General features: G+C 59.8%; 12 protein-coding genes. 3 read left to right on the forward strand and 9 right to left on the reverse strand.

The features are described 5' to 3' along the window. Window positions 1-62: 62 nt before the first annotated feature. Window positions 63-1649, reverse strand: a complete 1587-nt coding sequence (gene ctaD / locus BLU71_RS22445) for a cytochrome c oxidase subunit I (protein ID WP_042609004.1) — start codon at window positions 1647-1649, stop codon at window positions 63-65. A gap of 82 nt (window positions 1650-1731) precedes the next feature. After that, on the reverse strand, window positions 1732-2859 hold the full coding sequence (coxB, locus tag BLU71_RS22450; RefSeq protein WP_042609003.1) for a cytochrome c oxidase subunit II: 1128 nt from the start codon (window positions 2857-2859) through the stop codon (window positions 1732-1734). A 370-nt stretch (window positions 2860-3229) separates the two neighbouring features. On the opposite strand from coxB, the gene BLU71_RS22455 reads away from it, so the two are divergent. After that, window positions 3230-3880 carry a hypothetical protein gene (locus tag BLU71_RS22455; protein WP_083353916.1) on the forward strand — a complete coding sequence of 217 codons (651 nt, stop codon included), beginning with the start codon at window positions 3230-3232 and terminating at the stop codon, window positions 3878-3880. Window positions 3881-4009: 129 nt separating this feature from the next. On the opposite strand, the gene BLU71_RS22460 is transcribed toward BLU71_RS22455, so the two are convergent. From BLU71_RS22460 to BLU71_RS22470, 3 genes are all read right to left on the reverse strand, one after another. Then, a complete protein-coding gene (locus BLU71_RS22460) occupies window positions 4010-5536 on the reverse strand; it encodes a SulP family inorganic anion transporter (RefSeq protein ID WP_083353917.1) in 1527 nt (508 codons plus the stop codon). 90 nt (window positions 5537-5626) lie between these two features. Then, a complete protein-coding gene (locus BLU71_RS22465) occupies window positions 5627-6355 on the reverse strand; it encodes a carbonic anhydrase (protein WP_064365244.1) in 729 nt (242 codons plus the stop codon). A gap of 237 nt (window positions 6356-6592) precedes the next feature. Continuing rightward, complete coding sequence (locus BLU71_RS22470) at window positions 6593-7651, reverse strand: PA0069 family radical SAM protein (RefSeq protein ID WP_083353918.1); 1059 nt, start codon at window positions 7649-7651, stop codon at window positions 6593-6595. A 246-nt stretch (window positions 7652-7897) separates the two neighbouring features. On the opposite strand from BLU71_RS22470, the gene BLU71_RS22475 reads away from it, so the two are divergent. After that, on the forward strand, window positions 7898-8200 hold the full coding sequence (locus BLU71_RS22475) for a hypothetical protein (RefSeq protein ID WP_042608998.1): 303 nt from the start codon (window positions 7898-7900) through the stop codon (window positions 8198-8200). Window positions 8201-8267: 67 nt separating this feature from the next. On the opposite strand, the gene BLU71_RS22480 is transcribed toward BLU71_RS22475, so the two are convergent. The 3 genes from BLU71_RS22480 to BLU71_RS22490 are packed head-to-tail and all read right to left on the reverse strand — an operon-like array spanning window position 8268 to window position 12115. Further along, on the reverse strand, window positions 8268-9569 hold the full coding sequence (locus tag BLU71_RS22480; protein WP_083353919.1) for a c-type cytochrome: 1302 nt from the start codon (window positions 9567-9569) through the stop codon (window positions 8268-8270). A 12-nt stretch (window positions 9570-9581) separates the two neighbouring features. Then, on the reverse strand, window positions 9582-11366 hold the full coding sequence (locus tag BLU71_RS22485) for a GMC family oxidoreductase (protein ID WP_064365248.1): 1785 nt from the start codon (window positions 11364-11366) through the stop codon (window positions 9582-9584). Window positions 11367-11368: 2 nt separating this feature from the next. Further along, on the reverse strand, window positions 11369-12115 hold the full coding sequence (locus BLU71_RS22490; RefSeq protein ID WP_083353920.1) for a gluconate 2-dehydrogenase subunit 3 family protein: 747 nt from the start codon (window positions 12113-12115) through the stop codon (window positions 11369-11371). A gap of 278 nt (window positions 12116-12393) precedes the next feature. Between BLU71_RS22490 and BLU71_RS22495 the strand changes: the two genes are divergently transcribed. Then, entirely contained in the window at window positions 12394-13041 is a 648-nt protein-coding gene (locus tag BLU71_RS22495; protein ID WP_083353921.1) for a tyrosine-protein phosphatase, read from the forward strand. Between the two features lie 5 nt (window positions 13042-13046). Here BLU71_RS22495 and BLU71_RS22500 read toward each other — a convergent pair whose 3' ends face one another. Then, window positions 13047-15068, reverse strand: a complete 2022-nt coding sequence (locus BLU71_RS22500) for a M3 family metallopeptidase (RefSeq protein WP_083353922.1) — start codon at window positions 15066-15068, stop codon at window positions 13047-13049. Window positions 15069-15103 lie beyond the last annotated feature (35 nt).

Below are 15103 nucleotides of genomic sequence, written 5' to 3' on the forward strand. Positions count from 1 at the left end.
GCTGCGCAACCCAGCGGGAGCAAGCTCCCTCGCCACAGGGGATGTGGTAGCAGAAGAGCGTTTCATTTCACTTCCGGCGGTGTGGTGAAGGTGTGATACGGCGCCGGTGACGGCACGCTCCACTCCAGCCCTTCGGCGCCATCCCACGGTTTGGCCGGGGCCGGTTCGCCGCCACGGATGGTCTTGATGACGATGAACAGGAAAAAGATCTGCGTGGCGCCGAACATGAACGCGCCGATCGACGAGACCATGTTGAAGTCGGCGAACTGCAGGTTGTAGTCCGGAATCCGTCGCGGCATCCCGGCCAGCCCGACGAAGTGCATCGGGAAGAAGGTCAGGTTCATGCCGACGAACGACAGCCAGAAATGCAGCTTGCCGAGGGTTTCGTCGTACATGTGTCCGGTCCATTTCGGCAGCCAGTAATAGGCCGAGGCGAAGATGCCGAAGATCGCCCCGGGCACCAGCACATAGTGGAAGTGCGCGACCACGAAGTAGGTGTCCTGATACTGGAAGTCCGCCGGGGCGATCGCCAGCATCAGCCCGGAGAATCCGCCGATCGAGAACAGGATGACGAACGCCACGGCAAACAGCATCGGTGTCTCGAAGGTCATCGAGCCTTGCCACATGGTGCTCGCCCAGTTGAAGACTTTCACCCCGGTCGGCACGGCGATCAGCATGGTCGCGTACATGAAGAACAACTCGCCCACCAGCGGAATGCCGACCACGAACATGTGGTGCGCCCAGACGATGAACGACAGGAACGCGATGCTCGCCGTGGCGTAGACCATCGAGGTGTAGCCGAACAGCGGCTTGCGCGCGAAGGTCGGGATGATCTGGCTGACCGCGCCGAACGCCGGCAGGATCATGATGTACACCTCGGGGTGGCCGAAGAACCAGAACACATGCTGGAACAGCACCGGGTCACCGCCGCCGGCAGCGCTGAAGAAACTGGTGCCGAAGTGGATGTCCATCAACATCATCGTCACGCAGCCGGCCAGCACCGGCATCACTGCGATCAGCAGAAACGCGGTGATCAGCCAGGTCCAGACGAACAGCGGCATTTTCATCAGGGTCATGCCGGGGGCGCGCAGATTGAGGATGGTCGCGACCACGTTGATCGCACCCATGATCGAACTGATCCCCATCAGGTGGATGGCGAAGATGAAGAACGTCACGCTCTCGGGTGCATAGGTCGTCGACAGCGGCGCGTAGAAGGTCCAGCCGAAATTCGGCCCGCCACCGGGGGTGAACAGCGTCGAGACCAGCAGCAGGAATGCTGCCGGCAACAGCCAGAAACTGAAGTTGTTCATCCGTGGCAGGGCCATGTCCGGCGCGCCGACCATCAGCGGGATCATCCAGTTGGCGAGGCCGACGAACGCCGGCATCACCGCACCGAACACCATGACCAGGCCGTGCATGGTGGTCATCTGGTTGAAGAATTCCGGCTGCACGATCTGCAGGCCGGGCTGGAACAACTCGGCGCGAATGACCATGGCGAACGAGCCGCCGAGCAGGAACATGCAGAAGGCAAACCACAGGTACAGCGTGCCGATGTCCTTGTGGTTGGTGGTCAGCACCCAGCGCATCAGGCCTTTGGCGGGGCCGTGGGCGTGGTCGGCGTGACCGTGGTCATCGATGACAGCGCTCATGGCCGGTCTCCTTCACGAAAGTGCACGGGGCAGGCCGGGACGTGCTGCCCCGACCGGTTCACTGAGTACGCAATTGACCGGCTCATTTGCTTTCCGCCTGTTTCAGCTCCAGCACTTCTTTTGGCGTGACCATGTCGCCCTTATTGTTGCCCCAGGCGTTACGTTCATAGGTCACGACCGCTGCGATATCGACTTCCGACAGCTGTTTGCCGAACGCCGCCATGGCGGTGCCGGGTTTGCCGTGGAAGACAATGCCCAGGTGATCCTTGATCGGCCCGGTGGCGATTTTCGAGCCCTTGAGCGCCGGGAACATCGGCGGCAGACCCTGGCCTTCAGCCTGGTGACAGGCAACGCAAGTGGTGTGGTAGACCTTGTCGCCGCGCTCCTTGAGCTCGTCGAGGGTCCATTCCTTGCTGGTCAGTTCTTTGAGTTGCGCGGCCTCGGCCTTGCGCTCGGCGAGCCATTTTTCGTAATCGGCCGGTTCCTTGACCTCGACCACGATCGGCATGAAGCCGTGATCCTTGCCGCACAATTCGGCGCACTGGCCCCGGTAGAGGCCGGGCTTGTCGATCCGCGTCCAGGCTTCGTTGACGAATCCCGGGATCGCATCGCGCTTGACCGCAAACGCCGGTACCCACCAGGAGTGAATGACGTCGGCGGAGGTCACCAGAAAGCGCACCTTGGCGCCGGTCGGCAGCACCAGCGGCTTATCGACTTCGAGCAGGTAATGCTCGCCTTTGGCTTCCTTGTTGTGGATCTGCTCGGCGGGGGTGGCCAGGTTGCTGAAGAACTCGACGTCCTGGCCCAGGTATTTGTAGTGCCACTTCCACTGATAACCGGTGATCTGGATATCGATGTCCGGCTCGCTGGTGTCGTACATCTTGATCAGCGTCGCGGTGGCGGGGACGGCCATGGCCACGAGGATCAGCAGCGGCACGATGGTCCACATGATCTCGACGCCAGTGCTTTCATGGAATTTCGCCGCGACCTGGCCGGTGGAGCGGCGGTGCACCATCATCGACCAGAGCATGGCGCCGAAGACGACCACCCCGATCACCACACAGATCCAGAAAATGGTCATGTGCAGGTCGAATACTGCGTGACTGATTTCAGTCGCTCCAGGCGCCATATTCACAGTCCAAGCCGCATTGGCCGGGCTGAAAATCGACCACAACAGGAGGCCCATCCAGACATGTGGATGTCGCATCATTGCGGGTTCCCCTTATCGTTCTTGTTATCCCGCCGGCGTATCGCCTGCGGCAAGGGAGCGGCTGCATCAGACTACGAACTTGAATCGCCGGGCCTTGCTGCGGGTGCAGTCGGGCGTCATCAGCTAACTCCATTCATTGGCGAGTATAGACAGCGCCCGGGAAATGCAACTTGCGCAGGTAAATGAGCTGCAACAACTGGCGCTTGCGTTCAAGTGCCCGATTGGAGAAGGATGCAGACGAGTGGTGGCAAATGGATATAACGCAGCTGCATCAAGGATGAAATAATTATGACAAATGCGTCTTAGCGTTTTTTGTAAGCCAGCTAAGTTATGTCTTCCCTATTTCACTGCCTTGTTTCCTGGAGTTTTCATGAACACCGCCGCATTGCGCGAGCAGACCCAAAAAGCCCAACAGCACGAAAAAGACACCGGCCTGCTGACCCGTCAGCTGGAAAGCAAGTTGCCTCACCTGCATCCGGCGATCCAGTTGCCGGAAGCCGACGCCCAGGGCGTGCTGACGCGTTTTGTCGCCGCCTACATCGATGAAGTACCCGACCTGCTGGACGCAGCCAATGAAGTCGCCAGGGAAGCGGGAATCGAATCGCAGATCAAACCGGTGCTGAAAATCGCCGAGCAGTATTTCCTCCAGCCGCCGGCGATCATGGCCGGACATGTCGGCCTGGACAGCCTGCTCGACGAAGCCTACCTGGCGCACCGTTTTGTCGAAGAGGTCAACGATCTGTACATCAAACACTTCGGCCAGCCATTGATCCCTTTGGACATGACGGTCGCCAACCTGATTGCGCACCAGTTGATCGGTGAGGAGTTCGCCAACCAACTGGACGAGGCGGTGCATCACGCGATTGACGAGATGCTCAATGACGAGAGTTTTGCCCTGGAGTCGGTAGAAGCCTACCGCGAAAAACTCAGCAGCCCGGATACCGGCGCGGCGTGGAAACGCTGGCCGTGCATGAGCCGCCGGTTGGGCGTGGGGCTGGAGCTGGATCAGCCTGCTGCCTGAGTCATACACGATCCAATGTAGGAGTGAGCCTGCTCGCGATAGCGGTGGATCAATCAACGAAGATGTTGAATGTTCCATCGCCATCGCGAGCAGGCTCACTCCTACAGGGGTCGAGTTCAACCCGGAGATTTATCCTGCCGCACCAATCCCGGTATTGGTTCGCACCCGTCCTTCCAGCCTGCGCTTCAACCCGCGCGACTCAATCAACAGCTTCGAACCCTTCGCCGCATTCGCCCGGCCCCATTCTTCCAGCAATTCCAGGCACGAATGGTCGATGTAACTCAGGTTGTTCAGCGGCACATGCACCGTGGTGCCGTGAGGGATGCTGCCCAGCACCTGCGTCAGCGCCGGCACTTTGAGGAACGTCGCTGCTCCCACCAGGCGCAACTCCATCTCGCCTTCCTGCGGCAGGTCGATCAGGCTGATCTTCAGACGCGAAGCCTTGAATGCCAGCTTCAACATGGTCAGACCGAAGCCGATCAGCACACCGGTGAGCAGGTCAGTGAAGATGATCGCCAACGCCGTGGCGGCATAGGTGAACATCGGCATCCGTCCGTAACGGCCGAGACCTCGGAAGGCTTTGAGGTCGACCAGTTTGAAACCGGTATACACCAGCACACCCGCCAGGCTCGCCACCGGAATGCTCTGCAGCACACTCGACAGCAACAACACGAATGCCAGCAGCCACAGGCCATGGAAAATCGTCGAATAACGTGTGGTCGCCCCGGCCTGAACGTTGGCCGAGCTGCGCACGATCACCCCGGTCATCGGCAACGCGCCGACCAGACCGCAGAGCATGTTGCCGACACCTTGCGCCGACAGCTCACGGTCGAAATCCGAACGCACACCGCTGTGCATGCGATCCACCGCTGCGGCGGACAGCAGCGTCTCGGCGCTGGCGATAAACGCCACGGCAAAGGCGGCAATCAGCAGGGTCGGGTCGGCCAGATTCATCAGGTCGGCAGGTTTCAGCCAATCGATCGCCTCGGCCAGATTCGCCGGTACCTCCACGCGCTTGACCTGCAACGCCAGCATCAGGCTCGCCACTGTGGCCAGACCCACACCGAGCAATGCGCCGGGAATGAAGCGCAGCGAATGCGGGCGGAATTTTTCCCACAGCCACATCACGGCAATCGTCGACAGACCGAGCAGACCGGCTTGCCAGCCGAACGATGGCAAGGCTTGCGCCACGGCTGCCGGGAACGCCGTGAGGTTGTCCAGACCTGACGGTTGCGGCTTGGCATCGAGCATCACATGCACCTGTGACAGCACGATCAACACGCCAATGCCCGCGAGCATGCCGTAGACCACCGCTGGCGCCGTCACCCGGAACCAGCAGCCAAGCTTCAGACGTCCGGCGACCAGTTGCAGAAATCCGGCGAGCAACAGAATCGGCCCGAGCATCTCGATGCCGTGCTGGCGCACCAGTTCGAAAACCAACACCGCCAGCCCCGCCGCCGGACCGCTGACCTGCAACGGCGAACCCGCCAGCCAACCGACCACCAGACCGCCGATGATGCCGGTGATCAGACCCTTGGCCGGCGGCAGCCCTGACGCAATCGCAATGCCCATGCACAGCGGCAGGGCGACCAGAAACACAACCACGGAGGCGAGCAGCTCCCGTGGCAACACAGCTTTCAATTGAGCCGCACGCATGGCGATTCTCCCGAAGTTTTCTTCAGGCGTGGCGAGGCCGGGCCGCTGAATCAGCGGCCGGCGTCATACCACACAGATTGTTGGGAAGATTTAGAAGCGCGCTTTGGGCGTCGCCACAGGAATCGGATGGCTGCCGTCGAGAGGCAGGAAACGACCCTGGTCCGCGTCGTAAGCTTTGATTTCGCTGGTTTCGATGTTGTAGACCCAGCCATGGATGAACAGATGACCGTTCGCCATGCGCGAGGCTACCGAAGGATGGGTACGCAAGTGCTGCAGTTGGGCGATGACGTTTTCCTCGGTGAGGATCGGCATGCTTTCTTTTTCATCGGTGCAGTTGCAGTTGTCGTGCACCATGGTTTTCGCGACTTCGGCGTGGCGCAGCCAGGCTTTGACCGTCGGCATTTTTTCCAGGCTGTCGGGGTTGAGTACCGCGCGCATGGCACCGCAATCGGAGTGGCCGCAAATGATGATGTGTTGCACGCCCAGTGCCAGTACCGCGTACTCGATCGCGGTGGAGACGCCGCCGTTCATCTGACCGTAGGGCGGAACCACGTTGCCGACGTTACGGGTGACGAACAGATCGCCCGGCGAGCTCTGGGTAATCAGCTCGGGAACGATGCGCGAGTCGGCGCAGGTGATGAACATCGCCTTGGGCGCCTGGGCGGTGGCGAGCTTCTTGAACAGTTCTTCCTGCTGCGGAAAAACGTCATGGTGAAAGCGTAAAAAGCCATCAACGATCTGTCGCAGTGCTGCATCGGCGGATTGTGCTTCAGGGCTTTGCGCCGAGGCAGCCAACGACTGTTTATCCTTGTCACTCATGATTCATCCTCTTGTGCGGATTCAGGGAGTCTTCCCCGGTATTCCGGTATGAAGCCAGTGGCTGTTTAAACCATCCGGGTCATCCCGACCCGTCAGTCACTCGATGAACAAGGTAGCCGCCGAAACTTAACTGAAACTGAATCAAACGCTCTAGAACGTGTGTTCCAGGTCACAAAAAACGTGACTGGCGTGTTTCGGCGGAAGGATTCCAACCCGTCAACCCAAAGCCAATTGTCGCTAAATCAACGACATCTGGCGACCCGGCGGACAGAAGGCCGTGCAATCGAGGTTATAGCCCTCGCGTTTGTTCAGCCCCAGCTTTTTGATGGCCTTGGCAAATCTTTGTGCGAGCAGGTCGGCAAACGGTCCTTCACCGCGCATGCGCGCACCGAAACGGCTGTCGTAGAGTTCGCCGCCGCGACTCTGGCGAATCAGGCTCAGCACATGCGCGGCGCGTTGTGGATAGTGCGCCTGCAACCACTCCTCGAACAGCGGCGCGACTTCCAGCGGCAGGCGCAACATCATGTAGGCGGCGCTTTGCGCACCGGCAGCGTGGGCCTCGCTGAGCAGGCTTTCGATTTCGCTGTCATTGATCATCGGAATCATCGGCGAGCACAGCACACCCACTGGAATGCCCGCTTCGCGCATCACCCGGATCGCGCGCAGGCGCGCCTTGGGCGCCGCGGCGCGCGGTTCGAGGATGCGTTTAAGCTCGTCGTCCAGGGTGGTCAGGCTGATCATTACCGAAACCAGCCGCTGTTGTGCCAGCTCAGTGAGCAGATCGAGATCGCGCAGAATCAGCGAACCTTTGGTGACGATGGTCACCGGATGGCGATAGCGCAGCAGCACCTCCAGAGTCTGTCGGGTGATCTGATATTCGCGCTCGATCGGCTGATACGGGTCGGTGTTGGAGCCCAGATTGATCGGCGCGCATTGATAGCCGGGTTTGCTCAGTTGTTCTTCCAGGACCTGGGCGGCGTTGGTCTTGGCGATCAGGCGGGTTTCGAAGTCGAGGCCCGGCGACATGTCCCAATAGGCGTGGCTGGGGCGTGCGTAGCAATAGATGCAGCCGTGTTCGCAGCCGCGATAGGGATTGAGGGAACGGTCGAAGGGCAGATCCGGCGAGGTGTTGCGGCTGATGATCGATTTGGCCTTTTCGATGATCACTTCGGTGTTTTGCGTCGCCGGTACTTCCTGATACCAGCCGTCGTCCTCGGCCACCGAACGACTGGGCGCAAAGCGGTTGTGCGGATTGGTGGCGGTGCCGCGACCGCGGGGCGGGACTGAAGTGATCATCGAACGAACCTCTGCTCTGTATATGCATACAGTATCTGAGGGCGTGCGCTGTGATCCAGTACCGTTCAGCGATGCTATTGAAAATGGCGGTGTCTTTCTTCGAGGAAGTTCTGGGTGCGACAAGTTTTTCGCTGACTGACGACAAGCCAGGATACAGATGCCTAATTGCTGAACGCAGGTCCGCTATATAGGCTCTGGAACTACCGGCAACAGACTCCGGCCGACTAATTAAAAGGATTTGATTGAATGTCTTACTTGAATCAACGCGGTGTTTTCCTGCAAATGATGCAGCCGAATATTACCGATTCCAACACTATTGTTTCGCTGCAACTGGCACGCAAGGAACTGGGCTGGAACGCAGAGCAACAGCTGTCGACCGAAGCGCTGGTCGATTCGATTTACGTCGTGGCGGTATCGGCCGACAAAGGCAAGACCTTTACCATTCGCACCGATAAGAAAGATGTCGACGGTGACGGCGATATTGATAGCGATGACAAGGCAAAGTTGATCGCCCTGGCCAAAGCTTATGTGGCCATCATTAATCCGTAAGCTGAAATTATCGTCACAAACCCAATAAAAACCCCCTGCGTGAGTACATCATGCAGGGGGTTTGTTTTTAGTTATGTTGGGTGACCTGGCCGAGATCATCGCCGGAGGTATTTTGCATATCTTCGCTGCGCAGATGCGCAACGTCCTTGGCGCTGACCGGCGCACCTTTATTGCCCCAACTGCCACGAATGAAGCTCACCACATCCGCCACTTCCTGATCCGACAGGCGCCAGGCGAAGCCGGGCATGGTGAACGTCGATGGCGCCGTGTGAGTAGCCGGCAATGTTCCGCCCTTGAGCACGATGTGGATCAGCGAAGTGGGATCGTCCGTCTGCAGCACCGGGTTGCCCGCCAGCGCCGGGAACACCCGGGTGTAGCCATGGCCGTCGGTGCGGTGGCAGGCCGCGCAGTTGTCGATGTACACCGACGCGCCACGCTGGCTGTCATCACCGTTCCACAGGGCTTTCGCTGCTTTCTCGTCGTACCGATGCGGCTGATCCGCAGGATCATTGGCCGGCAGTGACTTCAGATAGCGGGCAATCGCGGTGAGGTCGGCGTCGCTCATGTATTGCATGCTGTGAGTGACCACATCGCTCATGCCGCCGAACACCGCGCTGCGATCACTGCGTCCGGTCTTGAGAAATTGCACCAGTTGCTCTTCACTCCAGCTGCCGAGGCCATCCTTGTGATCACCACGCAGGCTCTTGGCGATCCAGCCTTCCAGCGGTGCACTGCCGGCCAGAAAATGTTCACCGTCCGCCGCGCTCAGGGCTTTTTCCTGCATGGTCAGCGCGCGCGGGGTGTGGCAGGCGCCGCAGTGGCCGAGGCCTTCGACCAGGTACGCGCCGCGATTGATCACCGCGTCGCTGCCTGTGGCCTGATAATCCTCGACCTTCGGTGCAAACAGCCAGCGCCAGCCCATCAGCGGCCAGCGCATGCTCAACGGCCATGGAATGTCGCTGGCCTTGTTCTCCTGCGCCACTGGTTCGACGCCGTGCATGAAATACGCATACAGCGCTTTCATATCGCTTTCGTTCACGCGGGCGTAGGACGGATACGGCATCGCCGGATACAACGTACTACCGTTTTTGGCGACGCCATGGCGCACGGCCTGGTCGAAGTCCTCGAAGCTGTAATCGCCGAGGCCGGTTTTATCCGGGGTGATGTTGGTCGAGTAGATCGTGCCGATCGGGGTTTCCATTGGCAGGCCACCGGCGAACGGCTTGCCGCCCTTGGCCGTATGACAGGCTACGCAGTCACCCGCGCGGGCGAGGTATTCGCCTTGTTTGATCAGATTTTGATCAGCTTCAGCCGCATAAACTGCAGTGCTGCCGAGCAGGGCGACGGTGGCGATAACGAAATTTTTCATGGTCATCGCTCCTTAAGCCTGCACCAGCGGGCCGGGGTTTTTCAGGTATTGCTCGCGGATCGCTTTCGCCGACCAGTAGGTCAGCGCCGCGACCAGACCGGTCGGGTTGTAGCCCAGGCCCTGCGGGAAGGCTGACGCGCCCGGGACGAACACGTTGTGCACATCCCAGCTCTGCAGGTAACGGTTGAGCGCGCTGGTCTTCGGATCGGTGCCCATGATCGCGCCACCGTTGAGGTGGGTGGTCTGGTATGAGGCGGTGTTGAAGTGGTCGCCCACTTGCTTGCCGATCACCGCAATGGCTTTCGGGCCCATGGCTTCGGCGATCTTGCCCATTTTCTCGACCATGAAACGGTTCATCTTGATGTCGTTTTCCTGCCAGTCGAAGGTCATGCGCAGCAGCGGCAAACCGTAGGCGTCGCGGTACACCGGATCGAGATCGAGATAGTTGCCGCGGTAGGACTGATGCGCGCCGTGGGCGTCCATCGACACCTGATGGGTGTAGTAATCGGCGGTAGCGCGTTTCCATGCACTGCCCCACGCCGGTGTGCCTGGCGGGTTAGAGGTGCCGGCAATCGGCCGGCTGCCGGCCTGGTTGACCCACATCGGTGAGCCGCCGACGAAGCCGTGCGGGCCGTGATCGAAGTTGTCGGCGTTGAAATCGTCCACCGCCACGCCGTTGCCGCCAGCGCCGATGAAGTTGTTGGTGTGGGTGTCCTTGTCGAAGAACGCCTTGATGGTCGCCATGTTCTGGTAAGCGAAATTACGCCCGACCACGCCTTCGCCGCTGATCGGGTCGTAGGGTTTGCCGATCCCGGAGAGCAGCATCAGACGCACGTTGTGCAACTGGAACGCGCCGAGGATCACCAGATCCGCCGGCTGCTCGATCTCGCGGCCCTGGCCGTCGATGTAGGTGACCCCGGTGGCTTTGCTTTTGCTGCTGTCGAGGTTGACTCGCAGCACATGGGAGTTGGGCCGCAGCTCGAAATTCGCCAGCGGCTTGAGCGCCGGCAGAATGTTCACGTTCGGCGAGGCCTTGGAATACATGTAGCAGACGTAGCCGCTGCAGAATCCGCAGAAGTTGCACGGGCCCATCTGTGCGCCGTAGGGATTGGTGTACGGCCCCGAGGTGTTTGCCGAAGGCAGGTTGTAGGGTTTGTAACCGACTTCCGTCGCCGCTTTTCCGAACAGCTGGGCGGACACGGTGTTTTTCTGCGCTTCAAGCGGGAACGGGTTGGAGCGATCTGCCGCGTAAGGGTTGCCGCCCTTGCCCTGACCGACCAATTGGCCCTTCACGGTCCAGGCCTGGCCAGAGGTGCCGAAGACTTTTTCCGCAAAGTCGAAAAACGGCTCCAGCTCTTCATAGCTGACGCCGAAGTCCTGAATGGTCATGTCCTTGGGGATGAAGCTTTTGCCGTAGCGTTCTTCGTAATGGCTGCGCATGCGCAACTCGATCGGATCGACACGAAAGTGCACGCCGGACCAGTGCAGTCCGGCGCCGCCGACGCCATTGCCCGGCAGGAACGCGCCCAGTTGGCGGTTGGGCAGGGCGATATCGTTGACGCTGTGGCGAATGGTCACCGTCTCTTTCGAGATGTCCTGAAAGAGTTTTTTGCGCACGCTGTAGGTGAGTTCGTCGATCACCTGTGGATAGTTGCCGTCGGGGTAGGTGTCCTGCATCGGCCCGCGCTCCAGCGCCAGCACGTTGAGACCGGCCTCGGTGAGTTCCTTGGCCATGATCGCGCCGGTCCAGCCGAAACCGACGATGACTGCATCTACCTTCTTCATTACCGTTGCCATGCTTACGCCCTCTCGCCGCGAATCGACACTGCCGGGAAGGGGTATTGCTCGTTGCGTTCCACCCAATCCATGAAATCGGCGCGGGCGCCGGGGAAACCGATCATGGTCCAGCCGACCATGCCTTTATTGCCACCGTGGATCGGGTCGCAGAAGAAACCTTCCTTGGTGTTTTGCAGCAACAGATTGAAGAAAATCTTCGCCGGCACCGCATCGAACTGTGGCTTGCCGGCTTCGAGCTGCTTGAGCAAATCGTCTCGGGTAGCGCTGTCTTGCTCGGCAAATGTTTTACCGCTGAGACCTTTTACCCACTGATCCGTGGCGGCGATGCCGAGGCGGTAGATGTCTTTTGGCACCAGTTTGCTCTGCCAGCCCATTTCCGGCGCAGCGTCGGCATTGAACGGGCCTTGCATGTACCAAAGGGCGCCGGCGGCATACGGGGTGTTCATCTGCCGGTCGATGTATTCCGGCACGCCGGCTTCGAGGGCGCCGGGGCCTTGCGCATCGCTGGGGATCAACTGCGCAACGGCGGCGTTGATGAACGCCCATTCTTCGGCGGTGAAAAAGCTTGGCTGATATTCACCTGCACTGGCAGGGGCGGTTTTTGCCGCGGCAGGCGCCGGTGCGCTTTCAGGGGCGGCTTGCAGCACACTGCTGCCCAGGCCGGTCCCGGCAAGCGTGACCACCGGAATCAGGGTCAGGGATTTGCGCAAGAATTCACGCCGCGGGTTGTCTCGATCTTGATCAGACATGGGAGTACCTCATCAGGCATAGATGGCAGCCGCTTCTGCGAGCGGCTCGAGAAATTTTGCGTCGCGATGACGAGGGTCTTGCCCGTCGAAGGGCGTCACGTCTGCAACATCATGTGACAAATGGTAGCAGGCTAAGCATCAAGAAATACTGCTTGAGCGGAAAAAAGCCCGGCGAGGCGACGATTCACGTTTCTTTGACGGCCGGCTCACGGTGCATTGACCGCTCACTAGCGAAGCTGCAATTCCCGCAATGATGATTGCCGAACGGTCAGCCCAGCATGTCTCGAGTGCGTTTTTTTCCCGCGTTGTGTTTTTCGCTTGTCGCGCTGCTGCATGGCATTGCCGCCCGGGCTGCCGACGCCACGCCGCCTCGCCCGGCCGAGTGGGCGCAGCCGGTCGAGGCGCAGTTCAATCTGTTTCGGATGTCGCCGACCCTGTATCGCAGCGCCTTGCCGAGTCGTAGCGCGATGCCGCTGTTGAACAGTCTGCATGTCGTCACGGTGATCAACTTCCTGCCTGATGCTGATAGCGACTGGCTCTCCGTGCCCGGAATCAGGCAGGTGCAACTGCCGTATCGCACCAGTCACGTCGACGACAGCGACGTGCTTAAAGCCCTGCGGGCGATTCAGTCCGCCGAAGCTGACGGCCCGGTGCTGATGCACTGCAAGCACGGTTCTGATCGCACCGGTCTGATGGCGGCGATGTACCGGGTGGTGGTGCAGGGCTGGAGCAAAGAGCAGGCGCTCAAGGAGATGACCGAGGGCGGATTTGGTGACAGCCAGCACTTTCACGACAGCGTGCGTTACGTGATGCAAGCCGACGTCGACCGCTTGCACGAAGCCTTGGTCAATGGCGAATGCAGCACCAGTGCATTCGCCATGTGCTCGATGAAGAACTGGTTCGACTCGGCGCATGTCCAGCGTTGATCGGCTCAGCCCGGCATCGCGGCAAATAGTTCTGGGTTGATCGGTTGGCCAAGAAAGGCTTGCAGCGCCTCGGGCAGTGACTTCATGTCACCCGAAAGCAGTGTTTCACGCAAATCGCGGCCCGTCCGGGGGTTGAATACGCCCTCGCGCTCAAAGCGTTTGAATGCCTCACTGGCCAGCACGCCGGACCATTTGTAGGCGTACACCGACGCTTCATAGCCGGTCGCCAGAAAATCGAAACTGTTGGCGAACCGGCAATCGGCGGGTATCGGCAGGTGGGCAAACTCCCGCTGCACATCATCGAACACCTGCTGAATGCTGCGACCGTCACCGCTATGTAGCTCCAGATCGAATAGCGCGCCCATCAACAAGATCGCCGTTTCCCGGCTTCGTTGCGCGCCCAGAGCGGACAACGCGACCTTGATCCGGGTCTCGGACAGACCTTCGGCGGTTTTGTGATGGATGCCCAGCCAGCGCAAAAACTCGGCTGACTGCGCCCAGTGTTCGAACAACTGCCCGATAAATTCGGCAGCGTCGCGGCTCAATTGCGAGATGCCGGACAGGTTGTAATGCGGGGAGCGAGTCAGTACGTGATGCAGGCAGTGCCCGAACTCGTGCAGCAGTACGCGCAGATCCTGGTGTGAAAGCAGGTTTTCATGGCCGGCGGCTGCGGCGGTAAAGTTGCTGTGAAGCGAGGCAATCGGCAATGCTGGCCGGCCTTCGGCGTTGACCCGACGGTTACGCAACACGCCCGACCATGCAAAGTCATTGCCAGCCTCGCGGCGGAAGAGGTCGATGTAAACGTAGCCAATCGGTTGACCGTGCTCGCTGACTTCGAACAGGCGGACGTTCTCGTCGAAGCGATCACGCTGCGTGTCTTCGCTGATCCTGATCCCAAGCAAATGCTCGCTGAACCGGCATAGGCTGCGCAATACGGTGTTCAACGGGAAATATTGGCGCAGGTCATCCAGTGCGCCGTCCGCCCGCTGGCGACGGAGTTGTTCAGCCAGGAAATCGTGATCCCATGGCTCGACCTGCTCGATACCCTGCTTCTGGGCAAACGTCTGCAGTTCCTTGGTTTCCTGGGCCAGCGAGGCTGCATTGAGGGCTATTTGCCGACGCAGGAAAGCGCCGACCTGCGAGGTGTCTGTAGCCATACGATCGTGCAAGCGCAATTGAGCGAAATTGTCGAAGCCCAATGTCCGGGCTTTTTCGTGACGCAAGAACAGCAACACCATCAATACCGGCTCATTGTCGAAGTGCTCCGCATCAGGCCCGTGATTCGAGGCGCGTGTGCAATAAGCGTTGTAACATTCCTCGCGCAGCGCACGATTCTGCGCGAAGGTCATGATCTGCTGATGAGTGTTCTGCTCCAGCGTCAGCCGCCAGCCGGTGAGTCCTGCCTGTCTTGCATTGGCAGCCAGATGCTCCTGCACATCGGGCCTCAGCCCTGCCAGCAACGTGATGTCTGCAATGTGCTTGCTCCAGGCGGCGCTGGCAGCTTTGAGATTGCTCATGAACAGTTTCTGCATGAGCGCGATCTCCGTGTTCAATTGCCCCAGTTTTTCGCTTTGAGCGTTGGCCAACCCGGCTCCCGCCATGTGGAATCCGCGCAGGATCTTCGCCAGTGAGGCTTTGCGTGAATCACTGAAACTGGCCGCGATCGAACTGCCTGCCAGCCGCTGAAAGGTCTGTGACAACGCAGGATTTCTGGCTTTTGCGCCCAGGAATTGCTCTGCAACTGCGCTGCTCAAGGCGCTCTGCTGTACCCAGTCGGGATCCTTGGAGCGGATCACCGTCAGGAACTCGATGACCGCCATGGTTTCTCCCAGGCGCGCGTCGGCTTCATCGATGGCGATGACCACATCATCCCAATTCGGATGATCGACCTGAGTGGCAATAACGTTTTCGATAATCAGCAGGTTGTCGGCGACGATGCGCTCGACCGCCGGCAGCAAGTGCTCGGCGCGTACCTCCGACCAGGGCGGCAACTGCCATTGTTGCAGGAGGGGATTGGTGTCAGGCATGGCGTCTTCCGTGAGAGAGGGCTGGATTGACCAGA

It is taken from the genome of Pseudomonas moraviensis (assembly GCF_900105805.1).
Lineage (GTDB): Bacteria > Pseudomonadota > Gammaproteobacteria > Pseudomonadales > Pseudomonadaceae > Aquipseudomonas > Aquipseudomonas moraviensis_A.

What these genes read in the sequence shown, in the direction of transcription:
- BLU71_RS22500 (WP_083353922.1), bottom strand. Translation starts at nt 15,068, where the DNA reads ATGCCTGACACCAATCCCCTCCTGCAACAATGGCAGTTGCCGCCCTGG.
- BLU71_RS22470 (WP_083353918.1), bottom strand. Translation starts at nt 7,651, where the DNA reads ATGATCACTTCAGTCCCGCCCCGCGGTCGCGGCACCGCCACCAATCCG.
- BLU71_RS22490 (WP_083353920.1), bottom strand. Translation starts at nt 12,115, where the DNA reads ATGTCTGATCAAGATCGAGACAACCCGCGGCGTGAATTCTTGCGCAAA.
- BLU71_RS22495 (WP_083353921.1), top strand. Translation starts at nt 12,394, where the DNA reads ATGTCTCGAGTGCGTTTTTTTCCCGCGTTGTGTTTTTCGCTTGTCGCG.
- coxB (WP_042609003.1), bottom strand. Translation starts at nt 2,859, where the DNA reads ATGATGCGACATCCACATGTCTGGATGGGCCTCCTGTTGTGGTCGATT.
- BLU71_RS22485 (WP_064365248.1), bottom strand. Translation starts at nt 11,366, where the DNA reads ATGGCAACGGTAATGAAGAAGGTAGATGCAGTCATCGTCGGTTTCGGC.
- BLU71_RS22455 (WP_083353916.1), top strand. Translation starts at nt 3,230, where the DNA reads ATGAACACCGCCGCATTGCGCGAGCAGACCCAAAAAGCCCAACAGCAC.
- BLU71_RS22460 (WP_083353917.1), bottom strand. Translation starts at nt 5,536, where the DNA reads ATGCGTGCGGCTCAATTGAAAGCTGTGTTGCCACGGGAGCTGCTCGCC.
- BLU71_RS22475 (WP_042608998.1), top strand. Translation starts at nt 7,898, where the DNA reads ATGTCTTACTTGAATCAACGCGGTGTTTTCCTGCAAATGATGCAGCCG.
- BLU71_RS22465 (WP_064365244.1), bottom strand. Translation starts at nt 6,355, where the DNA reads ATGAGTGACAAGGATAAACAGTCGTTGGCTGCCTCGGCGCAAAGCCCT.
- ctaD (WP_042609004.1), bottom strand. Translation starts at nt 1,649, where the DNA reads ATGAGCGCTGTCATCGATGACCACGGTCACGCCGACCACGCCCACGGC.
- BLU71_RS22480 (WP_083353919.1), bottom strand. Translation starts at nt 9,569, where the DNA reads ATGAAAAATTTCGTTATCGCCACCGTCGCCCTGCTCGGCAGCACTGCA.